Source organism: Pseudomonas sp. GM24 (assembly GCF_000282235.1).
Taxonomy (GTDB): domain Bacteria; phylum Pseudomonadota; class Gammaproteobacteria; order Pseudomonadales; family Pseudomonadaceae; genus Aquipseudomonas.
In genome coordinates this window covers 16,509-37,393 of sequence record NZ_AKJR01000207.1, presented here as the reverse complement: position 1 = coordinate 37,393, position 20,885 = coordinate 16,509, and the positions used below count along the sequence as shown (strand labels likewise).

The 20,885-nt window shown below is 56.1% G+C and carries 19 protein-coding genes, 2 tRNA genes and 1 pseudogene; 3 read left to right on the top strand and 19 right to left on the bottom strand.

Going from position 1 to position 20,885, the window contains the following annotated elements:
• Nucleotides 1-231: 231 nt before the first annotated feature.
• The 10 genes and pseudogenes from PMI23_RS22650 to PMI23_RS22600 form a co-directional block, all read right to left on the bottom strand.
• A complete protein-coding gene (locus PMI23_RS22650; RefSeq protein WP_238539557.1) occupies nucleotides 232-2,001 on the bottom strand; it encodes a tetratricopeptide repeat protein in 1,770 nt (589 codons plus the stop codon).
• A 700-nt stretch (nucleotides 2,002-2,701) separates the two neighbouring features.
• Nucleotides 2,702-2,995, bottom strand: a pseudogene (locus PMI23_RS22645) (hypothetical protein); the annotation flags it as partial.
• Between the two features lie 903 nt (nucleotides 2,996-3,898).
• Entirely contained in the window at nucleotides 3,899-5,227 is a 1,329-nt protein-coding gene (locus tag PMI23_RS22635) for a tyrosine-type recombinase/integrase (RefSeq protein ID WP_007909160.1), read from the bottom strand.
• 164 nt (nucleotides 5,228-5,391) lie between these two features.
• Nucleotides 5,392-5,467, bottom strand: a tRNA-Thr gene (locus PMI23_RS22630).
• 75 nt (nucleotides 5,468-5,542) lie between these two features.
• Nucleotides 5,543-6,379 (bottom strand): FkbM family methyltransferase, encoded by an 837-nt coding sequence (locus PMI23_RS22625; RefSeq protein WP_007909162.1) that lies wholly within the window; start codon nucleotides 6,377-6,379, stop codon nucleotides 5,543-5,545.
• Nucleotides 6,380-6,724: 345 nt separating this feature from the next.
• Nucleotides 6,725-7,960 (bottom strand): methyltransferase, encoded by a 1,236-nt coding sequence (locus PMI23_RS22620; protein WP_007950151.1) that lies wholly within the window; start codon nucleotides 7,958-7,960, stop codon nucleotides 6,725-6,727.
• On the bottom strand, nucleotides 7,941-8,630 hold the full coding sequence (locus PMI23_RS22615; protein ID WP_007909164.1) for an ABC transporter permease: 690 nt from the start codon (nucleotides 8,628-8,630) through the stop codon (nucleotides 7,941-7,943). Before PMI23_RS22615 ends, PMI23_RS22620 begins: the two co-directional genes overlap by 20 nt.
• On the bottom strand, nucleotides 8,630-9,322 hold the full coding sequence (locus PMI23_RS22610; RefSeq protein ID WP_007909165.1) for an ABC transporter permease: 693 nt from the start codon (nucleotides 9,320-9,322) through the stop codon (nucleotides 8,630-8,632). The genes PMI23_RS22615 and PMI23_RS22610 overlap by 1 nt, the downstream gene beginning before the upstream one ends.
• Nucleotides 9,323-9,400: 78 nt before the next feature.
• Nucleotides 9,401-10,150: an ABC transporter substrate-binding protein gene (locus tag PMI23_RS22605; RefSeq protein ID WP_007909166.1), complete on the bottom strand. Its 750-nt coding sequence runs from the start codon at nucleotides 10,148-10,150 to the stop codon at nucleotides 9,401-9,403.
• 13 nt (nucleotides 10,151-10,163) lie between these two features.
• The gene (locus PMI23_RS22600; RefSeq protein ID WP_007909167.1) at nucleotides 10,164-10,937 is read right to left on the bottom strand and encodes an ABC transporter ATP-binding protein; all 774 of its coding nucleotides are present in this window, start codon (nucleotides 10,935-10,937) and stop codon (nucleotides 10,164-10,166) included.
• 554 nt (nucleotides 10,938-11,491) lie between these two features.
• Between PMI23_RS22600 and gabP the strand changes: the two genes are divergently transcribed.
• Nucleotides 11,492-12,883 (top strand): GABA permease, encoded by a 1,392-nt coding sequence (gene gabP, locus PMI23_RS22595; RefSeq protein WP_007909168.1) that lies wholly within the window; start codon nucleotides 11,492-11,494, stop codon nucleotides 12,881-12,883.
• Between the two features lie 70 nt (nucleotides 12,884-12,953).
• Here gabP and PMI23_RS22590 read toward each other — a convergent pair whose 3' ends face one another.
• The 4 genes from PMI23_RS22590 to PMI23_RS22575 form a co-directional block, all read right to left on the bottom strand.
• A complete protein-coding gene (locus tag PMI23_RS22590; RefSeq protein ID WP_007909169.1) occupies nucleotides 12,954-13,406 on the bottom strand; it encodes a hypothetical protein in 453 nt (150 codons plus the stop codon).
• A gap of 6 nt (nucleotides 13,407-13,412) precedes the next feature.
• A complete protein-coding gene (locus tag PMI23_RS22585) occupies nucleotides 13,413-13,826 on the bottom strand; it encodes a hypothetical protein (protein WP_007909170.1) in 414 nt (137 codons plus the stop codon).
• A gap of 28 nt (nucleotides 13,827-13,854) precedes the next feature.
• On the bottom strand, nucleotides 13,855-14,829 hold the full coding sequence (locus tag PMI23_RS22580; RefSeq protein WP_007909171.1) for an alpha/beta hydrolase family protein: 975 nt from the start codon (nucleotides 14,827-14,829) through the stop codon (nucleotides 13,855-13,857).
• 68 nt (nucleotides 14,830-14,897) lie between these two features.
• Nucleotides 14,898-15,956, bottom strand: a complete 1,059-nt coding sequence (locus PMI23_RS22575) for a PDDEXK nuclease domain-containing protein (RefSeq protein ID WP_007909172.1) — start codon at nucleotides 15,954-15,956, stop codon at nucleotides 14,898-14,900.
• 259 nt (nucleotides 15,957-16,215) lie between these two features.
• Between PMI23_RS22575 and PMI23_RS22570 the strand changes: the two genes are divergently transcribed.
• The gene (locus tag PMI23_RS22570; RefSeq protein WP_007909173.1) at nucleotides 16,216-16,665 is read left to right on the top strand and encodes a hypothetical protein; all 450 of its coding nucleotides are present in this window, start codon (nucleotides 16,216-16,218) and stop codon (nucleotides 16,663-16,665) included.
• 76 nt (nucleotides 16,666-16,741) lie between these two features.
• On the top strand, nucleotides 16,742-17,032 hold the full coding sequence (locus tag PMI23_RS22565; RefSeq protein ID WP_007909175.1) for a YceK/YidQ family lipoprotein: 291 nt from the start codon (nucleotides 16,742-16,744) through the stop codon (nucleotides 17,030-17,032).
• Here PMI23_RS22565 and PMI23_RS22560 read toward each other — a convergent pair.
• From PMI23_RS22560 to PMI23_RS22540, 5 genes are all read right to left on the bottom strand, one after another.
• Nucleotides 17,029-17,382, bottom strand: a complete 354-nt coding sequence (locus PMI23_RS22560) for a hypothetical protein (RefSeq protein WP_007909177.1) — start codon at nucleotides 17,380-17,382, stop codon at nucleotides 17,029-17,031. The genes PMI23_RS22565 and PMI23_RS22560 overlap by 4 nt on opposite strands.
• Nucleotides 17,379-18,260: an alpha/beta hydrolase gene (locus tag PMI23_RS22555; protein ID WP_007909179.1), complete on the bottom strand. Its 882-nt coding sequence runs from the start codon at nucleotides 18,258-18,260 to the stop codon at nucleotides 17,379-17,381. The genes PMI23_RS22560 and PMI23_RS22555 overlap by 4 nt, the downstream gene beginning before the upstream one ends.
• Entirely contained in the window at nucleotides 18,257-19,048 is a 792-nt protein-coding gene (locus tag PMI23_RS22550; RefSeq protein WP_007909181.1) for a TSUP family transporter, read from the bottom strand. The genes PMI23_RS22555 and PMI23_RS22550 overlap by 4 nt, the downstream gene beginning before the upstream one ends.
• Nucleotides 19,049-19,123: 75 nt before the next feature.
• On the bottom strand, nucleotides 19,124-20,203 hold the full coding sequence (locus PMI23_RS22545; RefSeq protein ID WP_007909183.1) for a hypothetical protein: 1,080 nt from the start codon (nucleotides 20,201-20,203) through the stop codon (nucleotides 19,124-19,126).
• Nucleotides 20,204-20,784: 581 nt separating this feature from the next.
• Nucleotides 20,785-20,860: transfer RNA gene (locus PMI23_RS22540), tRNA-Phe, on the bottom strand.
• Nucleotides 20,861-20,885: the final 25 nt, after the last annotated feature.

Below are 20,885 nucleotides of genomic sequence, written 5' to 3'. Positions count from 1 at the left end.
AAATCGGGGCAGACCACGATTAATTTAGCGTCTGCATATTCATTTAAGCCAGAAATCGTGGTCTGCCCCGAATTACTCGCCGACCTTTGGAGTGCAAGTAAAACTGCTCATTTAGTATGATTTTTATTATCCCCCCCCCATCGTGAAATGTCTGGTCTGTGTAAAAACGATTTTTTCTTAAGCTGAGGCTGGTCGAGAGTTTAAAATGGCTCTCAATAAAAGAAATAATTCTTAACTCGGCTTGTTCTGTTGCTTATGGTGGGCCTGCATGAGCGCGCTTAACAATCCTTCAAGATGCTTTTCAGGACTGGCTGATATCTCAAGTTGGCGTAGACAATCTAAACTCAGCTTGGTAAGTGGGTGCTCGGCTCCCAAGACACTAACTCTTTTGTTTGCCACCTCCCGCATAAGCTCCAAGGCACGAGGCTCTTGGCCCGCCTCGTTCATGCTTAATGCCATGTTGTGTTTGATTCTTAAGGCCTCAGGATGATCATCACCAAAAGAAGCAAGAGTAGAAGTAAGCGCACGAGAGAAAAACTTTATAGCTTTCAGCGGGTTATTTTGAGCTTTGTAGCAGGATGCCAGATTGTTTAGCACGGTGGCAGTTTTATAATGGATTTCCCCGTAATACTTAAGCCTCAGCCTCAAAGCCTTTTTTAGCATTGTCTCAGCCAATTTTGGATTTGAGCCTACATAGATCATCGCCAAGTTATTCAGCGGAGTAATTGTTTCGGGGTGTTCATCACCATATTCCTTTGCATAGATTTCGTATGCTGTTCGATAAAAAACTTCAGCATCCTCAATTTCGCGCTCTTTTTCGCAAATTGTCCCGAGCATCATCAAGCTTGTACATACTTTTACCGAGTTTTCACCATAAAGTCCTACTTCAATTTTTACCAGATCATCATAAACACTTCGAGCTAATGGATACGCTCCTTGATCCACATAGACCAAGCCTAAATTACTTTTTACAGTTTGAATTAGTTCGAAACTTTCATCTGATGCTAGATATTCAAGGGTGTCTAGTGCGGTTTTAAATTTTTGTATTGCTTTTGAGTATTCAGCAACGGCCCTTAGGATAAGTCCTTGCTGATTTAAAAAAATAACAGCTTCATTACTATTTTGGTCAAGCGACTCGATACCATTATCCAGCAAATTTAGCGCATCGTCGAATCGGCCAAGGGTATATGCTAGCTTGGCTGCAAAGCTCACAATCAGCGGTTCATAGTTTGATAATAACGCGGCCTTTTCATACATAATAAAAGCCTGCGAATACTCAAATTTGTTTTCAAGTATTTGGCCATTGGTGAAATAGGCCTGAATCAGGTTTGACTCGCCGTCATCAATAATTTTTTCAAGTAGCTCTTGAGCTTTGTCTGTATTTCCATCTGCCAATTTATCTTGAGCATGCTTTAGAACCTCTTCCGGCAGACTACTTTTTAGGTTGGCCAGTGTGTTCTCAATATTTTTTCTTAGGTCTAACTCCTGCTCATAGCTTGCTTCAACATTTTGCAGTTTCTCTTCGATCCCTCTTAATTTTGCGCTTGATTCTGCTGAGGGGGCGATGCTGCCATGCATTATGGCGATCAATTCTTCCTTTCGGCTTATCAGGTCTTTTTTGAACCGTTCCAGATACTCTTCCTGTGTTAGAAAAGGTTGGCCATGGTTTTCTGATATTCGATTTTCGGCATCATGTTTCCATTTTTTCAGTAATGCAATCGGATAACTGTCTGGGTCTTTATCAATAATCGTTGCACAATTACTACAGAGCCAGATTGCATTTGATATATCTTTACGCTCTGCCATTGACATATTAGAGTCGTAACGAGGCCCGTTTTTTGCTGCGGCACATATGTGTGCAGCAATGCCAGTACTTTTGGACTTGTCAGGAGAAGAGTGCGCGCTGCGAGTCGATATTTTACAGGTCGGATAAGAGCAAAAATTATTCACGCGATCTCTTAGCTTTAAAATTATTGCACTGGGGAAGTTATCTCTTTTCATATACCTGTCTAGTGAAATTCATGCCCCCTGAGTGGTCTGTCAACCTAGGCGGACTTGGTGGAATTTAATGCCAAAATTTATAGATAATTCACTGCCAATTTTGGCAGTAATAGTGTAAATATGGACCCCGGTTTAAGCCTTGAATCTTAGGGACTTCAGTGGCCGCATTTTCGTTTTTAGCCCATTTGCGCTAAGGCTTAGGAATTATACGCAAAAAGTACTCATCTCTCCCCAGAGGCAGGTACGATGAGTGGGATTTAGTATACGCTTTAGGGCTAAAAGCTACCCTAATCAGTTGCTGAAAAGTTAATGAGTCATCCGTTTTTTCAACTGAATCGCCTGTGTTTCTGTAGACCGCTGGGTAGAATTGCTTCTGGCCCTTTCCCTGCAGGTTTTTCCCCTTTTTTGTCATTGCCACCTAAAGTCTGTGATGTATGGTGAGTTTCGTTCTGCGTGTTGAACTGCCAAGGTTTGTTTAGGCGTATAGCGACAAATTGCACAGTCAGCAGATAATAATAGCGAGTCGGCACCGCGTGTTCGTTTAGGTGCCGACAAAGAAACCAGGCGAGATGTTTTCTTTGCCAGGTCCACGGGTTATTGCGGTGCCAGCGTTCAGTGATTGCCGCTTGAACGACTTTCGCTTGGCGAAGGTGCCGCTCGCGTTTGGCATGCGACCCAGTCAGCACTCCAGCCAGGAACAGTTCAATGTCGAAAGGCGTGCAGTCGCGATGGCGAGCTCACCTTGTTCAACTTGCTCGCGCAGATGCCCTGCGTAGTCCAGCAAGGTCTGCCGATCAATCTGCCGCGCATCGTTAAACCCCGGGCCATCCTCCGACCGACACCACCGCACAAATGCCAGCCACCGATCACTGTGCGCCTTGACGGTCCCGTAATGCCCACCGCCAAACAGATCTTTCAATGCCTGTGGCCCGGCATATCTCAGTTGCCGTCCATAGCCAAAATTTGGCCCATCTCGCCTACCCACCAATCCCATGATCGAGTTCCTCTTCAAGCCAAACCTTTGAAGCCTTCCCCACGTCATCCCGCCACGAGTGTTGAGTGTTATCAGGGATCAAGGCCCCTGCGACCTGTGAGGGGTGTCCACTAACGCGGGACTGGCGGCTCCTTACGACCGGGAGCTTGGGCATCTCATGATCTGGCCTCCTGAGCACTTCCGAGGAAGTGGCGGGTGGAGGCTGCACTGGTTGACGAGACCAGCACCGCGAGATCCTGAGTCGGGTGAAGGCAGTGATGCGATGACCGGGGCATGCCTGACTGTCAGTCAGGTGCGGTCCATTCCGTGGGCTGCGGCACCATCATCTGCATCGCTGTTGCCGGTGACTTCGGTGTTTGTCACGCCGATTGTCACGAGGGGGAATGCCGCAAAGCCTTGTACGAGGTGGGCTGCAGCAGCGGTAGGAGCGCCCGTCTCTTTCCGGGAGAAAGAGACGGGCGCAGGTTGGCTCAATGAAATGGCCAAGCGGATAGGTTGCTGCAGGGCAGCTATGAAAGGGGGAAGTTGCCGCAGTGGGCACATTGATAAAAGTAGGCATCCATCACATCGCTGTGACCGTGCGAGCCGCCGGACGCTAATCGCACTTTGGGAGAACCACCACTGTGTGGCGTAGCCTTAAAGGTTCTGGCTACCTGGGTTGCTGTCAAAGACAGCGCTTTGCCCGATCTTTTCTACGCCTGTGGATAATTTGGGTCAAGGCTCGAATTTTCGGGAATTCTGCGGCTGTGGATGAAATTATCCACCGGTGGAAATCTATGGTTTTCCACAGACAATTTGCGTGGGCTTTAGATTTTTTAAATGAGGTCCATCCAAGCAGGGCGGCTTTGCAGCCCCGCTTGGATGGACCCGCGTGGAAGGGCGGACAACGGTGATCTCACAGGCTTACCCACGTTTGGATGCGCCACGGCTATTTTGTAGGGCTGTGATGTTGTCGCCGACTGGGTGAGCGAATTCGTGGGGTGTCACATGCCCATGACGGTTGGCGTCGATGTAGTTGCTCCACCACGCCATGATCAGCCTGCGCTGTTCGAGGAATTCGGCCTTGTGGATATAAGCGGCGCGCACGCGGTTGCGTTCCTTGTGGCTCATTTGTCTTTCGATGGCTGCGTCGGTCCATAACCCGGACTCCAGCAGGGCGCTACAGGCCATGGTCCTGAAGCCGTGGCCGCACAAGTCCTTGCTGGTGTCATAGCCGACGTTGCGGAGCATGGTGTTCACCGTGTTCTCGGACATGGGCTTCCAGTACTTATGGTCTCCCGGTAGCACCAACTCTGAAAAGCGACTGAGGCTTCGCAGGCGCTCCAGTATTTCGATGACCTGCGGCGATAGCGGAACCATTTGAATGTCGCCGTTCATCTTGGTCCCCCGTGTGGAGTTGCGTACCCCTTCAATCGGAGCGCGGGTATCGGGGATTTCCCACATGGCGCGTTGGAAGTCGAACTCACTCCATCGAGCGAAGCGCAACTCGCTGGAGCGGACGAACACATGCAGAGTCAGCAGCACAGCAAGGCGCGTCAGCTCGCGGCCGTTGTAGTTGTCGATACGGTGTAGCAGTTCGGGTAGGCGGTTGAGGGAGAGGGCCGGACGATGGACTGTGCGCGGCGCGTGAATCGAGCCTGCCAGATCCAGTGCAGGATTCATGGTGATCTGCCGAGCCCTTTTGGCCCCGCGCATGATGGTGGATAAGTAGTTCTGTACCCTTAACGCCACATCCATGGTGCCGCGTTCCTTGATGCGCTGAGTGATCTCTAGCAGGTCATGGGTATCGAGTTCAGCGATCGGTCGTTGGCCGATCAGCGGGAAGACGTGGGTACGCAGTCGGCTCATCACGGTTTTTGCGTGTCCTTCGGTCCAGCGACGGGACATGTCGGCGTGCCACTCCAGAGCAACGGTTTCGAAAAGCAGTGCCGCTCGCTGGGCTACGATCTTGGCCTTCTTCTTTTCTTCCATCGGGTCGAGGTTGTCGAGCAGTAACGCCTTGGCTTCGTCTCGCTTACGCCGTGCGACGGAAAGGGTAACGATGGGGTAATTGCCGATGATGAGCGTACCTTCCTTGCCGTTGGGCTTGGTGTACTTCAAGCGCCAGGTCTTCAAGCCATTGGGTTTGACGAAAAGGTACATGCCGCCACCGTCGAACAATTTGTAGGCGCGTTCGCGGGTTTTGGCCGTGCGGCATTGCAGGTCGCTGAGGGGGATCGCTAGACGTGGCATAGGGGTACGCGCTCCTGACCGGGAAATCGCAGTACCCCTAACATACCCTCGGGGAAGGGGGATTTTGTTGGATCCCGACAGAGGGTCCTAGAACGAAAAAAACCGCCAAAGGGCGGGTTTTCGGGGCTTCCAGAGCATTCGGTGGAATGCAATGTAGCCTAATGTGGTGCCGGCACCAGGAGTCGAACCCGGGACCTACTGATTACAAGTCAGTTGCTCTACCAACTGAGCTATACCGGCGTGTGGGCGACGATTATAGCGATTGGGAAGATCCTGTAAACCCCTGAATTCAGACTATTTTTGCATCCGGCTGAATCAAGCCCTGCGCAGCACATTTCGCAGCGTTTGCAGCGCCTTCAATGTGCGGCTGTTTTGCAGGGCCGCCAGTTGCGCTTCGGCCTGTTCGGCGCGTTGCAGAGCGTTGGCCAGTTGTTGGGCGGTGTCGACTTCGCTGGCGCTGATCGGGTGAGCGAAGGCGTGGCCTTTGCACAGTTGGAAGTTGTCGAGGTTGCACGGCGGGATGTCGAACGCGGGTTTGAGGTTGTGGTGTTCGTCGGCGAGGAACCAGGTGTTGAGGCCGTCGAACAGGATCGATTGATAGCCTGCGTCGGTGATCAGGTGTTCCCACGTGTGATCGCGCAGCCATGGAGTTTCGACGACGATGACCCAAGGGCGGAAGCGACTGAAGTCCATGCCACGCAGAACGGTTTCTTCGTGGCCTTCCACGTCGATTTTGAGGAAATGGATCGGGCGGTCGGCGGCGTATTGTTCGCAGATCGAGGTCAGCGTGCGAGCCTTGACCGTGAGGCTCTGCACGTTCATGCCGAGGTCTTTGCGTTGCTGGGCGACGGCTGGGTCGGCGGTGGAGAGGCCTGTGCCGGGAATGCCGTAGAAGGTCGTTTCGCCGGGTTGGTCGCTGGCGATGCATTGGACGGTGGCGTCGCGCGGGCGTTGTTGGCAGAGCGCGTCGTAGTAGTTTTGCATCGGCTCGACATTAACGCCGCGCCAGCCGTGGTCGTAGAAGGCTCTGGTGACAGAGTCGTGGCTGGGGTCGTTGGCGCCGACGTCGATGTAGAAACCGTGCTCGAACTGTTTAAGCGCGCGCCACAAGCGGACGTCTTCAAAATTTTGCGCATAAGAAATGAACGTCACGGGCGCTTCCTGTCGGTCTGATTGTTCTTGTTTGGAGACGCGCTGGCGGCACGCTGTGGACTTGTATAGCAAGGCTGGCGATGCGCCGCAATTATTCGCTTCGGACCGGTGAATTTCGGCGGTTATGTCGTTTTGATTGACGGCTTATGCACAACGGGCTGGCACGAGACCATGCTTAGGCAGTTATTTGTGGACGCGTTCTCATTTTGTTCGCAAATCCCTGTTTTATTGGTTTTTTATCAATGTGAACAAAAAATGACCAGTGCTGTTAAGGGCTCGAAACAGGCATGGATATTGGATCCACGAAGAATTCATCAACAGAGTTATCCACAGGAAGTCGATGAATTATTCGCGTTCGGCCAACAGCAGCAGGTTACGTGGTGTGAGGGGGGCCTCGCAGAAAGTGCCGAGGCGTACGACGTATCCCTGTTCTGCGAGGAAAAGTGCCCGATCCAGATTCAGCCAAAGCTCAAGTGGCCGTCGGAACAATCCGCGAAGCAATTCCAGGTTGCGAACTTCGGCCAACCGCAGCCAACCGGCTGCTTCGAGTGCGGGCCAATCTGGCGAGCCGATTGTGGATAACTCTTTTAGCGCTGCGAGATCGCGACAGTATTCAGCGAACGGTCTGTCCAGCCAGGCGCTGGGCAGGGAGGGCGTTGGCAGGTATTCGTCGACGCCGCGCACTTGCCGTTGCAGCAGGTCGAAGGCCAGGCGACGGGCCATTGAGGTGTCACGCTGACGTCGGACGCGGGCTCCGGCGGTGACGGTTTCGCTCATTGGCAGCGCCAGATCTTCGACTGAGAGCTGTAGGAGCGATGCCAGTCCGGCGTGGGACAACGGCTGATATTCGCTGCAACTGATGCGGTTGTAGCAGCAGGGCGCGATCGCCATTTGCTGGCAACCTGCAGCACTGGCCAGTTGCATCAATCGCACATGCAGGTCACCGCAGGCGTGGAGGGCGACGGGCGTGTGAGTCGCGCTCAACACGGCAGAGGCATTCGCCGCCAGTACATCCTGTTCCACGTGCAAGGCATGGAGGTGATGACGCTGACTCAATGCCTGACCGCTGGCGACCAAAAGCGGATCGTATTCAACGCAAGTCAGTTGCTGCCCCAAACCCAACAAGCGCCGCCCCAAATGACCCTTGCCCGAGCACCAATCCAGCCAGTGCGTCGGCTGCGAAGCAAAGGACAATCGACTGGCAAACGCCTCGATCTGCTGCCACTTGCGCCCCGGCACATCGACATTCAGTCGATGGCCCGCAGCTTTCAGCGCATGTCCCGGCAACTCACCGACCGCGCTCAGCTCAGCCGACAAAGCCGCCAATGAAGCAAACGGCTCCGGCGCATCGACAAGATCAGCAGGTTGGTTGTGAGCGTTTTCCGCGTCTTCCAGAGTGCGCCCGCGTAGCCACAAGGCTAACTCCGGGCAGGACGCTTCCCAGGCAAGAGAACGGTGAGTGAACGGCCGAGGTTTCCATAACGCCTGATGCGTTGTCAGAAAAGCATCCAGCGCCGTGAAGCGGGCGAGTAAGTCCTCGCCCGTCAGCACGTAGGAAGAATCAACGCCCTTGGCAGGCATCGACGCGCAGCCAGCGCTCCAGCAGCTTGAAGCCGCGTACCAGCACGTAAGCCATCAGCAGATAGAACACGCCCGCCGCGAAGAAGATCTCCACCGGCAGATAGGTGCGGGCAATGATCGTGCGCGCCATGCCGGTCAGTTCCAGTAAGGTCACGGTGCTGGCCAGCGCACTGGCCTTGAGCATCAGGATCACTTCGTTGCTGTAGGCCGGCAGGCCGATGCGCGCGGCACGCGGGAGGATGATGTAGAACATCGCTTTCGGCTTCGACATGCCCAGGGCTCGCGCGGCTTCGATCTCGCCCGGTGGAATCGCCTGAATCGCCCCGCGCAGGATCTCGGCGATGTACGCCGCCGTGTGCAGCGTCATGGTCACGGTCGCACACCAGAACGGATCGCGCAGGTACGGCCACAACGCGCTTTCACGCACCGCATCGAACTGCGCCAAGCCGTAATAGACCAGAAACAGTTGAACCAGCAGCGGCGTGCCACGGAAAAAGAAGATGTAAGCGTAGGGCAGCGAACGCACGTACCACAGCTTAGAAGAGCGGGCGATGCCCAGCGGAATCGCCAGCAGCAGACCGGCAATCACGGCGATGGCCACCAGTTCCAGGGTCAAGGTTGCGCCCTGCGCCAGTTTCGGCAGCCACTTGATGATCACTTCCCAGTTCATTAAGCGCTCCTCGCAAAGCCGCGAGCGGCGCGTTTTTCCAGGAAGTGCATGCCGGTCATCGCCAGCACGGTCAGGCCCAAATACATGATCGCGGCGACCATATAGAAGGTGAACGGTTGTTTCGACACGGTCACGCCGATTTGCGCGTGGCGCATGATTTCTTCCAGGCCAATGACCGAGACCAGCGCGGTGTCTTTCATCAGGATCATGAACAAATTGCCCAGGCCGGGCAGGGCGATGCGCCACATCTGCGGCATGATCAACCGGGTGAAGATCCGCCATTTCGACAGGCCCAGGGCCTGGCCGGCCTCACGGTGGCCTTTGGGAATGGCGAGGATCGCGCCGCGAAACACTTCCGTGGCGTAGGCGCCGAAGCACAGGCCCAGGGCGATCACGCCAGCGGCGAAAGCGTTGAGTTGCAGGTCGGGGTTGCCGAAGAACTCACCGAGGGCGCGCATCAGGTTGACCGTACCGAAATAGATCAACAGCACCCAGAGCAATTCCGGGACGCCACGCACGAGGGTCGAATAAGTGCCGCCAAGCCATTGCAGCGGCTTGTACGGGGAAGTCTTGGCCAAGGCGCCGAGCAGGCCGAGCACCAGTCCCAGGCACAGTGCGGTGAGAGCCAGTTGGACGGTCATCAGCGCGCCGGCAGCGAGGGCCGGGCCGAATCCGTAGAGGTCGATAATCATGGAGTTCTGTTCAAATTGCGGCAGGCAAAGTCGGGAGCCGGCGCCGTGCAATCACGGCGCCGGTCCCACAGGTCAGGATCAGTAGATGCTGAACGGGAAGTACTTGTCGTTGATCTTTTTGTAGGTACCGTCGGCGACGATTTCCTTCAGCGCGGCGTTGAGCTTCTCACGCAGTGGATCGCCCTTACGCACAGCGATGCCGATCTTGTCGCTTTCTACGACCGGGTCGCCTTTGAACTCGTAGTTCTTGCCGGCGTCGCTTTTCAGCCAGTCATAGTTGGCGTACTTGTCAGCGAGGATCGCGTCGACACGACCGGAAGTCAGGTCGAGGTAGGCGTTTTCCTGGGTGTCGTAGAGGCTGACTTTGATGTCGTCGGCGTAGGTGTCTTCCAGCCAGGTACCGGCCAGGGTCGCACGCTGGGTACCGATGGTCTTGCCTTTCAGCGAGTCCTTGTCGGTTTTGAAGTCGACGTTTTTCGGTGCGATGAACTGCAGCTTGTTCGAGTAGTACGGGTTGGTGAAGTCCACCGCGCCTTTGCGCTCTTCGGTAATCGACAGTGAGGAGATCAGGAAGTCGAACTTCTTCGCGTTCAGGGCCGGGATGATGCCGTCCCAGTCGGAAGTGACCACAGTGCATTCGACTTTCATCTTCGCGCACAGCGCGTCGCCGATGTCTTTGTCGAAGCCGACCACGTTACCGCTGGCATCTTTATTGTTGAACGGCGGGTAAGCCGCTTCGATGCCCATCTTCAGGGTTTCAGCCATGGCACCGGCGCTGAACGCGAGGGTGACAGCGGCGGCCAGGAAGACCTTCTTGAAATTCTGCATGCATGTTGCTCCGTTAGCGGTTGCTGGACATGAATTGTTTGCAGCGCGCCGAAAGCGGGTTTTCGAACACCTGCTGAGGCGATCCTTGCTCTTCTATAAGGCCTTGGTGAAGGAACACCACTTCGCTGGAGACCTGACGGGCGAAGCCCATTTCGTGCGTCACGAGCAGCATGGTGCGGCCTTCTTCGGCCAATGCGCGGATGACACTAAGTACTTCCTGAACCATTTCCGGGTCAAGCGCCGAGGTGGGTTCGTCGAACAGGATCACCTTCGGTTGCATTGCCAGCGTGCGGGCAATCGCCGCGCGCTGTTGCTGACCGCCGGACAATTGCGCCGGGTAGGCGTGGCGCTTGTCGGCGATGCCGACCTTGGCCAGCAGCGCTTCGGCGACTTCGATCGCCTCGGCTTTGCTCTGGCCGAGCACGCGACGCGGTGCCTCGATGATGTTGTCGAGGATGCTCATGTGCGGCCACAGATTAAAGTTTTGAAACACAAAACCAATCTCGGAGCGCAGACGGTTGATCTGTTTGCCATCGGCGGCAACCAGTTCGCCATTCTTGGCGGCCTTGAGCTTGAGTTCTTCACCGGCCACCAGAATCTGGCCCTGGTGCGGGTTCTCCAACAGGTTGATGCAACGCAGGAACGTGGACTTGCCGGAACCGGAGGAACCGAGGATCGAGATCACATCGCCGTCGCGGGCGGTCAGCGAGATGCCTTTGAGCACCTCAAGCTGTCCGTAGCGTTTGTGCAAGTTGCGGATTTCAAGCGCGGGCGTGGCCTCAGCCATGTGCGTTCCTCATATATGTTGCGCTCCAGCTGTTGGATGGCCTTCCTGGCGAGGCGGCCAAGCTAGCATAGCGTTTCAATGGCAGCCAACAGCGCTACGAGCGGTTAACGGGTGGCATGTGGCAGGTTGTCGCATCGGCACAGCAGACTGTCGCCCCATCAACAACCGAACGGGTGTTTGATCGTGCAAACCCGTGGGTGTCGCGTAAAAAAAGGCGCGATGTTGCCAGCTTTGGCGGGGTGTTGGAAGCGCTATCCGGCCGAACGTTCCTGATTCGCCCTTTTATTGTGCATCACACACTTTTTCAGTGTGTTTCTGGTGCGCCAATTCGTCTTGAAAGTGAGTCGCAGGGTAACGCTCTGGCGAATAGCCATTAATCTCAAGGACTTGCGATGACCGTCCGGTCGTGCGCAAAGCCCCGAGCCAGAAGACTTTGAAACATTTTGGCGCATTTATTGCGTGCAGAATCCGGAACGCCCTGTTGGTTTCTTTTTACGAGAAAGAACATACCAGGCAGGACGGACTGAATCGCTTTCCTCGCAAAGGTAGTTTCGATGAGCAGTACCCCAAGCTCCAATGGCCTCGAACAGGGGCTCAAACCGCGTCATGTGACCATGTTGTCGATCGCCGGTGTAATCGGCGCCGGTCTGTTCGTTGGCTCCGGCCACGCCATCGCTGCCGCCGGCCCTGCCGTGCTGCTGGCTTATGCCGCCGCCGGTACCCTAGTGGTGTTGGTGATGCGCATGCTCGGCGAAATGGCTGTTGCCTCGCCGGACACCGGTTCGTTCTCGACGTACGCCGACCGTGCCATCGGGCACTGGGCCGGTTTCACCATCGGCTGGTTGTACTGGTGGTTCTGGGTCTTGGTGATTCCACTGGAAGCCAACGCCGCCGCAACCATCCTGCACGCATGGTTCCCTGATGTCGGCATCTGGGCGTTCGCGCTGGTCATCACCCTGTTGTTGACTGTCACCAACCTGTTCAGCGTAAAGAATTACGGCGAGTTCGAATTCTGGTTCGCGCTGATCAAAGTGCTGGCGATCATCGGCTTCATCATCCTCGGTCTGGCGGCGATCTTCGGCTTCCTGCCGAACAGTCAGGTCAGCGGCGTTTCGCACCTGTTCGACAGCGGCGGCTTCCTGCCAAACGGCATGGGCGCGGTACTGGGCGCGATTCTGACCACGATGTTCTCCTTTATGGGTACCGAAATCGTGACCATCGCGGCCGCGGAATCGAAGAACCCGGGCAAACAAATCTCCAAGGCCACCAATTCGGTGATCTGGCGGATCGGTTTGTTCTACCTCGTATCGATTTTCATCGTTGTGGCCCTGGTGCCATGGAACGATCCTACGCTGGCCAACCTCGGCTCCTACCAGACCGTGCTTGAGCGCATGGGCATCCCGAACGCCAAGATGATCGTCGACATCGTGGTACTGGTCGCGGTGACCAGCTGCCTGAACTCGGCGCTGTACACCTCGTCGCGCATGCTCTTCTCCCTCGGCAAGCGTGGCGATGCACCGGCCATGGCGACGCGGGTGAACAAAAGCGGTACGCCTTACTGGGCCGTAATGCTGTCCACCGGCGCGGCATTCCTGTGCACCTTCGCCAACTACGTGGCCCCGGCGGCGGTATTCGAATTCCTGTTGGCCAGCTCCGGTGCGATCGCCCTGTTGGTGTACCTGGTGATCGCGTTCTCGCAACTGCGTATGCGTAAACAACGCATGGCGCGCGGCGAGAAAATCGTTTTCAGCATGTGGCTGTTCCCAGGCCTGACCTACGCGGTGATCATCTTCATCGTCGCGGCCCTGACCATCATGCTGTTCCAGGAAGCGCATCGCGTAGAGATCCTCGCGACTGGTTTGCTGAGTCTGATGGTGGTGGCAGCCGGTTTGTTGGTAGCACGCCGTCGCAAGCTGGAAAAACGTGGCGCGGTGGTGTTGAACTGATCCGTTACGCGTAATGCAAAACGGCCGCTGTCAGTGATGACAAGCGGCCGTTTTTGTTTGTGAGCGATGTTTATTCGCTCTTGTCTTCCTGTGCTTCCACCGACTTGCCATAAGCATCCAGCGCAACCCCGAAATCGGTGATGAACTGCGGTTCGCTCAGCCAGGCCTGGGCCTCTTCGATGGTTACGCCTTCGGACCACATGCGGTAGTCGATCAGCATGTCGGCGGCCAGGTGAGTGGCGGCCATGCCTTCGTTGTCGGCGTTTTCCATGTCCAGCAACTCTGGATGGTCAACGATGACGAACGCCAGTTCGCGCAGCAGGGTCAGCAGCATCTCGTTGCGGCTGATGGCTTCGGCGTCGCGCATTTTGCTGAACATCGCCAGGGTGTATTCCGGGATCGGCTCGGCGAGGTGGTCGAGGTCTTCGTCCTGCTCCAGCGGCTTGCGGCCGACCATACGGATTTGCTTGGCTTTGGCCTTGGCGCGTTTGGCGCGTTTCTGTTGCTTGTTCAGGGATGCCATGGGAACTCAGTTCTTCTGTTGGGTTTGCGCGGCGATCGCGTCGGACGCCGCTACATAGTCGGCCTGGAAGGCCGGGGATTCGATCCACGCCAGCGCGCCGGCTTCGTCGGTTTCCTGCGACCACTGGCGATACTCGATCAGTGCGGCGAGGATGAAATCCATCGCGCCTTCTTCGCCTTCCTGTTCGTAGACCAGCTCCAGCAGCGGGTCTTCGAGGAATGCGCTGCACAGCGCTTGCTGGCTGATCTTCTCGGCGTCGATCATTTTCTTGAACAGCTCGGTCAGGTCCACCGATTCGAAGTCGATGCGGTCGTCGTTCGGGTCCAGTTCGACCGGCGTTTCAGCGCGTTTGGTGCGGTTTTGCTTGGCCTTGGCTTTGGCCCGGGTGGCGCGTTTCTGCTGCTTGTTGGCGGAGGCCATGATGTGTTCCGTCGTGCGTTGAGAGGGCTCAGCTGCGCGGGACTTGCCGCCCGGGTGTGTCGGGGGCCAGTGCGCCGGTTTGCAGCCAGGTCAGAGCGATGGGCCATAGTGTGGCTTGGTATGCGCTGCGAAAAAAGGCGAAATGTCCGACTTGTTGTTCGCCGATGTCCTGCGGTTCGATGCGCAGGTGGGTTTTTGTCGCGTTGCTGAAGTAGCCGAGCAGGCGTTCAATGGCTGGAATGGTGCCGTAGGGATCGTCGCTGATGCTGATGGCCAGAATCTGCGCGCGGACATTGGCGAAGGGCAGGGCGCCGGTCTTTTTCATCAGCGCGCGACCACTTGGGCGCTGTTCGTAACGCGCGGCAGGCGTGCTCCAGTCGCGTACAACGCCGGTCGGCGTATCTTCCAGCCAGCCGAGTCGCTTGCCGGGGAAGAAGCCGCAGAACAGCGTCAGCAACGGCATCACCACATGCCATTTGCCGAACATGCGCCAGCGATGTTCGGGCGCGTAATCGCGCCAGTAGGCGAACTGCGCACCGACGATGACCAGCCGTCGGATAACCCGCCCGGATTCGCCCAGACCTGCCGCGCAACCGCCGAAGCTGTGGCCGACCACATCAATCGGCTGACCGGGAAACTCTCGTTGCGCGCGTTTGAGCATCGCTTCGAAATCCACTGTGCCCCAATCTGTCCACGAGGCTTTCAAGCCTTTGATCGACGCGGATCGTGATTCGCCGATGCCGCGGTAGTCGTAGGTCATCACGTCGAAATCGTTGGCGAACAGGTAAGCCGCAAAGCGCGAGTAGTGGCGGCAGCGCACGGAAGTAGCGGCGTTGATGATGACCACCGGGCGTTGCGAGTCGGGCAGGGAATGACGCCAGATGAAACCGCCGAGTGCAAAGCCGTCGGCGGCAGCTTCTTTGAAAGGCTCACCTTGCTCAGCAGGCAAGGTTGGCGACCTTGACTGCATGCCTTGCCTTACGGGCGTGTCCTGACAGCTCATGACGCTCGACCTTGAAGAGTAAGCTGACAACGATAGTCTCAGCGCCGCCCGGCAACAATCCGCAAGTTTTACTCGGTGGATTGAGTGAGCCTGCGCTCTTCGATCAACGCCTGCTCGCGATTGAGCTCCGCGCGTAACTCGTCTTCACTCGGCAGGATCGTCTTGTAACTGCTGGCAAACAGTTGCTCATTGCCCTTGAGCATTGAGTAGCGCGCCACCGAGTCGTTGCTCTCGGCAGACAGAATAATCCCGACTGTCGGCTTGTCGCCCTCGCTGCGCATGAGTTCGTCGTACATGCGCACATACATGTCCATCTGCCCGACATCGCGGGCGCTGAGCTTGCCGCGTTTGAGATCAATGATCACAAAGCATTTGAGCAGGTAGTTGTAGAACACCAGATCGATGTACAGATCGACGCCGTCGGTACTGATGCGTTGTTGGCGGGCGACAAAGGAAAAGCCTTTGCCCAGCTCAAGCAGAAAGCCCTGCAGATGGTCGATCAGAGCTTGTTCGAGACCGCTTTCCCTGACCTTGCCTGCCGAGGGCAGACCGAGAAATTCGAGCATGACGGGGTCGCGAATGAATTCACGCGGGTTGCATTTCAGCGCTTCGATGTTGGTGGTGGCTTCTTCGATCACATCGGCTTTGTCGCGACTCATGAGAAGCCGCTCGTAGTAGAGCGTGAGGATCTGGCGGTCGAGGGCGCGGCTTGACCAGTTCAGGTTGGCGCATTCGTCCATGTACCAATGGCGGGCTTTTTCATTGGTCACGCCCAAAAGCCGACGATAGTGGGTCCAACTCAATTCGGAACGCACTGCGTTCCAAATTGGAAACAACTGATAAAAGCTGCGCATGTATCGCAGATTACGATCGTCAAATCCTTTACCAAACTGCGCCGTCAGATTCTTCGCCAACAACGCCAGTAACTGTTTTCCATACCCCGCACGCTGGGCTCCCTCTTGTTCAAACTCGACAATATGCCTGCCGATCTGCCAGCAGGTCTGCACTTGAATCGTGTCCACCGCACGCAGCACTTTTTGCCGCGCCTGGCGAATCAGTTCGCCCAGCTCCCCCAGCAACGAATCGATTTTCGGGTCTTGCGTGTCAGCAGGTTTTAGCGGGCTCATCGGCTCTTCCACATCGTTGGATACAGGCGTCAAAGCATGCCAAGAGTCGCCGCGTGGGTATGTCGGGCGAGCCGGTTAACTGGGACGGAAGAAGGGATTGATGTTGCAGGACGTTGCCGCTGAAAGAGGCGTCAGAGAGTCATGGTCTGTAGTCCGTTTCGTACACGCGCCAAGTTCCAAACAATCTAAAACCCGCCCCGATACGCAAAATCTAAAAGGAGTAATGGTTGGGTTCTACAAGAACCCGGGAGTCGTGATCATGAAACGCGTTCTTTCATTCATGCTGCCCATCGCCGCCGTCGCCGCATTGCTGTTCCCGGTGATGTTGCAGGCAGCCAGTCTTGAACCCATCGACAGTGCCGGGGTGCAAGTTCAGCAGCAACAACAGAACGGCATCGCTTATCTGGCCGGCGGGATTGGTGAGGATGAGGCGAAGGCCATTCAACAAACCGGCGGTTACAACCTGCACATGACGTTCGCTGTGGGCGCACAAGACGAGTACACCGCTGATGTTGATGTGATGATTCAAAAGTCGCCAGGGCAAACCATATTGACGCTCAACCAGACGGGCCCGTTGGTATACGTGCAACTACCACCCGGCAAGTACACGGTGGTAGCCACGCGCAAAGGCGAAACGCGGCATGATGTGACCGACGTTGGCAGCGGCACGGCGCGCAATCTGGTGTTCCACTGGAATGACGCTGGATAGCGATGGATGTGATTGCAAAGTCGAGGCGCAGGTACAATCCCGCGCCTCCTGTTTTGTGATGTAAGGAAGCGCTGGTTTGAAAGGGATTTTGCGTGCTGTTTGTGTCATCGGCCTGGTATCGCAGTTGACCGGCTGTGGAACGTTTATCGGGCGTTTGAATGACGGTTTGTCCGATGCCCAGTACTACCGAGGGGTTGATGGCAACCTTCACCTGCTGGGTGTGCGTGGTGGTGGTAGCGATGGCATGCCGGCGGCGATCGTCTGTTACATGATGATTGTCTGCCCGGTCATCACCGTCGTATCTCTGCCAGTGGATGCCGCGCTGGATACGGTTCTGCTGCCGATCGATTACATCAATACGCTTTAGGTTTTCTTTGCGCGGCGCTTGCTCTTTGGCGTGTGCACGGGCTCTTGAGCCTTGCGATAGATCCACACGCCGAACACACCCACTGCCAGCAGAAACACTGTGCCAACGCTCTGCCAGACAAACTCGAACCAGAACTGCTGCGGTTGCTGGGCCAGGGTGTAAGTGCTGCGCGGGCCGCGGTTATTGGTGGTGATAGAGCCGCTGATCCAGCTGTCGACCAGCATCCAGATCGACAACCCGATGGCTAAAGTGATCAGCAGAGCAACGAGAACAGTCAGCCAGTAAGTCACACGACTTGGGCGATAGGGCGGCGGGTGGGGCAGGGGGATGCGGGTTTTCCTTTGATTCATGACGCTTGGGACCTGTTTCCGGTATTGATGAACTGCGCTATCTCGCTCGCCAATTCCGCTGCGCGCGGCGGGTTTTCCCTGAGCCACGTTGATACAGCGTGGTCGCACCCCGGCAGTACGATTTTTCTGAACTGATGGGGATCCAGACTCTTTTCAATGGCCTCGATGACCTCATAGGGAATGGCGCTATTGATCACGCGCGCGCCCATTTGCTGCGTCCCGGCAGACGTACCGGGAATCCCGCCAAACGTGGTTGATCGAAGGCCATCGTATTCGCCGATCACCAGCAAGACCTTCCCGTCGAACGTACGCAGGAAATCCAGCGATGGCGAATCGAGAAAACCGTGAGGCACCGAAATGGCGTTTTTAAAGGGTGATCCAAACGGTTGCTGCCAGGCTGCCTCCGCATACAGGGCGGGACAGAACAGCACGATGCGCCTGACTGAAGCGCGATGCGCTTGCGCCACCTTGAGCGCCAGTGCACCGCCCAGACTGTGACCGATCACCGTGCTGAGTTCGCCGCCAAGATGACCGGCAAACTGCAAAGCCTCCTGAAGGTTGTGCGTCAGTGAAGTGTCTTCAAGGGCAACGTCGGTGTCGGGACCGTGGCCGGAAAGATTGAAGCTCAGGCTGGCTATTCCCTGCGCCTGCAAGGGATACAGGATGGCGTTGAGTCGCGAATAGTCAGAGCGGGCGCCGTGAATGGCCAGCACCTTTGGCGTTGACGCTTCTGCGGCGGAGCCGGCCAATACGCGACCTTCCAGTTGGTAGCCGGCGAAGGTTTGCGCAAAGAAAAACTCAGGGCCGGTTGGCGCCTCGTCGAACTGCAATCGAGACCGAAGTCGAGACGCGCCGGTCAGCGCCAACCGATTGATCACAGGGCCGCCAAGGTGTGCAGGACTGCCACACGCAATGGATTGGTCTCCACGCTCAACAGTTTGATCGCCAAGGCGCAGCAGACCACGATCAACATGGGTTTGATCAAGCGTGGGCCGACCCGGACCGCCGCTCTTGCGCCCAGTTGTGCGCCGAGGAAGGCTGCCAGCGCCATGGCAATCGCGATCGGCCAGATGATCACGCCTTTGGTGATGAAGACTGACAGCGAACCCAGGTTGCACGACGCGTTGGCCAATTTGGTGAAGCTCATGGCCCGCATCATGCCAAGCCCGCAAAGCAGCACGAAACCGACGATGAAGAATGAACCTACACCCGGACCGAAAATGCCGTCGTAGAAGCCCAGAATCGGCGCCACGGTGAACGAGAACAGCAGAATGCCGATTCGTTTGCGTCGATCCTCATTGGCCAGTTTCGGCGAGAGCGCAAAGTAGATCGCCACCAGAATAAGCATCACGGGCACGCACACTTCCAGATAGCGCTTATCAATTGAACTGACCAACAGTGCCCCGCTGGCGCCTCCCAGGAATGCGCAGATAACCAGAAAGCGCCCCTCCCGCCATTCAATCATGCCCTTGCGGGCAAAAGTGACCGTGGCCGAAATAGTCGCCGACGCGGCCTGAAACTTGTTTGTGGCGATCGCACTGATCGGGTCGACGCCGGCCAGAAACAAGGCAGGCAAAGTAATCAAACCGCCACCCCCGGCAATCGCATCAAAAAAACCGGCGCAAAAAGCCACGAGCGCCAACATGCCAATTACATCCCAAGCCATTACATTTTCCCTTTTATAGTTATTGGCCAGCCATTTACATGACTGGCCATTCAACAGCTTTGCGTGCAGTGAGTTTCAGCCCTGTATCAGCAGCGGATCGTCTGAAATGACAATTGGGGACGAGAACTTCGACAGGCCGAAGATGCGCACCAATACACGTCGATTGTCTTTGATGACATCGCGACAATGCAGGGCCCGGACGTTATTGATCACCATGGCCGACTCTTGCGTCAGTGTGTATTGAACCGGTGTTGCTTTACCCACGCTTTGGCAAAGTGCGGAATAAGCCTCTTTGACAAAGTCCGAGGCGTTGTCGTTGACGGAAAAACGGTACGAGTTGAATCGCGCGGCGAATCCGACGTTGTCATCGAACTCCAGAATCGAAACATTACGACCGTCTTCGCCCTTGCCGTTGACGAAAGAGTCGCTGCGGGTGAACTGGAAGCTGCCCGTTGTGAGTGCGAGGCATCCGGTGACGCCGATTTCGTCCAGCAGGGGCGGCAACGGAATCACCGAGGTGGGCTCCAGGCCTGGATTCCACAGCGCCGACAGGATCAACGACGATGGCGAGGGCGAATGCCCGTCTTGCGCGTTCACAGCGCACCAGTACGGCGCTTCGGTGTGCGGGCCGAGGGCGAGACCGGAATGGGAGCTGAGCTCTTTGATTTCCGGTTCGTCATTGATTTTGGTCAGTCCACCGCCCTTGAAGTTGGCGACGAGCCGGACCAGTTTGCCTTCGTTGTCCATGTCGTAGGCAAAGGAGCTGTTATCCACCAGTTTCAACAGAATCTGATTACGTGCCGCCAGACACAGTACGTCGTGACGATTCTCCAGAGCGGCCAGGTCGGGCAGTTCATCCGGAGGGCTGGTGTCGGTGACTTTTTGCATCCCCTCAAAAATCAGCAGGGAGACCAGGCCGTCGGAATAAGCGCCAAGCAGTTCGCATTGATCCTTGGAAAACGAAAACTTCAACTCAGTCGCTGCCAGCGAGGCTTTGGACTTTGCGCCTGCGGCTTGTGGCCCGCCCATGGCCGCCAGTTCTTCAGAGAAAGTGTGCAGCAGCGTTGCTTGTTGCGTATCAAAACTGAAAGTTCTGACTTCCTGTTCAACTAACGACTCAACGGTTTTATTAGTGTGTTGTAGGACTTCGGTCATTGTTTACATCCCTGTCGTATCGGCTCCCTTTGTATTTTTTTGTGGGAGCTGTTGGCTGTTTCGATGATGCAATGCGTGCCGAGCGCACGCACAGATCCGGACGTGGGCGAGTTGATACAGGTTTGATTTTTTCGCGAGGGCACAGGGCGCTGTGACGCGACAGTTCAAACAAGTGTTGAATGCCGGGTCAGTGTTTGCTGTCGCTTGCCTGACAGTTGAAACAACAGCAGATGACCTGCGCTGAGGTCTTGTCCTCCATGACAACTTTCTGAGGGGGCTTGGTTCTGCGAGCGATCCTGCTCGCAGACGCAACTCTCCTGCTGCCAGCAATAACCTCAGTAGGTTCCGAGGGTTCCGGGGCGCGGAGTGCGTTATTTGAGTGATGCGTTAAATGCCGGTCATCAGGACTGAAGTACGCGGCGATTATTTTCGACAGTCAGCAATGACCTGCCGTAAAAAGCTGACGGAGCCTAACATCAAAATAATGGCCAGCAAAAGCACTGGGAGAGGGGTGAGGTGTGGCTCAGCAAATCGCAGGCATAAAAAAACCCTGAATCTTGCGATTCAGGGTTTTCGGTATTTGGTGCCCAGAGACGGAATCGAACCGCCGACACGGGGATTTTCAATCCCCTGCTCTACCGACTGAGCTATCTGGGCAACGGGGCGCATTAAAAGGGTTTTT

Bases quoted from the DNA above. Each gene is read 5' to 3' on its own strand.
- PMI23_RS22620 (WP_007950151.1), bottom strand. From the start codon at position 7,960: ATGCCTGCCAAGGGCGTTGATTCTTCCTACGTGCTGACGGGCGAGGAC.
- PMI23_RS22585 (WP_007909170.1), bottom strand. From the start codon at position 13,826: ATGGCCTCCGCCAACAAGCAGCAGAAACGCGCCACCCGGGCCAAAGCC.
- PMI23_RS22610 (WP_007909165.1), bottom strand. From the start codon at position 9,322: ATGATTATCGACCTCTACGGATTCGGCCCGGCCCTCGCTGCCGGCGCG.
- PMI23_RS22545 (WP_007909183.1), bottom strand. From the start codon at position 20,203: ATGACCGAAGTCCTACAACACACTAATAAAACCGTTGAGTCGTTAGTT.
- PMI23_RS22570 (WP_007909173.1), top strand. From the start codon at position 16,216: ATGAAACGCGTTCTTTCATTCATGCTGCCCATCGCCGCCGTCGCCGCA.
- PMI23_RS22615 (WP_007909164.1), bottom strand. From the start codon at position 8,630: ATGAACTGGGAAGTGATCATCAAGTGGCTGCCGAAACTGGCGCAGGGC.
- gabP (WP_007909168.1), top strand. From the start codon at position 11,492: ATGAGCAGTACCCCAAGCTCCAATGGCCTCGAACAGGGGCTCAAACCG.
- PMI23_RS22605 (WP_007909166.1), bottom strand. From the start codon at position 10,150: ATGCAGAATTTCAAGAAGGTCTTCCTGGCCGCCGCTGTCACCCTCGCG.
- PMI23_RS22550 (WP_007909181.1), bottom strand. From the start codon at position 19,048: ATGGCTTGGGATGTAATTGGCATGTTGGCGCTCGTGGCTTTTTGCGCC.
- PMI23_RS22575 (WP_007909172.1), bottom strand. From the start codon at position 15,956: ATGAGCCCGCTAAAACCTGCTGACACGCAAGACCCGAAAATCGATTCG.
- PMI23_RS22560 (WP_007909177.1), bottom strand. From the start codon at position 17,382: ATGAATCAAAGGAAAACCCGCATCCCCCTGCCCCACCCGCCGCCCTAT.
- PMI23_RS22580 (WP_007909171.1), bottom strand. From the start codon at position 14,829: ATGAGCTGTCAGGACACGCCCGTAAGGCAAGGCATGCAGTCAAGGTCG.
- PMI23_RS22600 (WP_007909167.1), bottom strand. From the start codon at position 10,937: ATGGCTGAGGCCACGCCCGCGCTTGAAATCCGCAACTTGCACAAACGC.
- PMI23_RS22650 (WP_238539557.1), bottom strand. From the start codon at position 2,001: ATGAAAAGAGATAACTTCCCCAGTGCAATAATTTTAAAGCTAAGAGAT.
- PMI23_RS22635 (WP_007909160.1), bottom strand. From the start codon at position 5,227: ATGCCACGTCTAGCGATCCCCCTCAGCGACCTGCAATGCCGCACGGCC.
- PMI23_RS22590 (WP_007909169.1), bottom strand. From the start codon at position 13,406: ATGGCATCCCTGAACAAGCAACAGAAACGCGCCAAACGCGCCAAGGCC.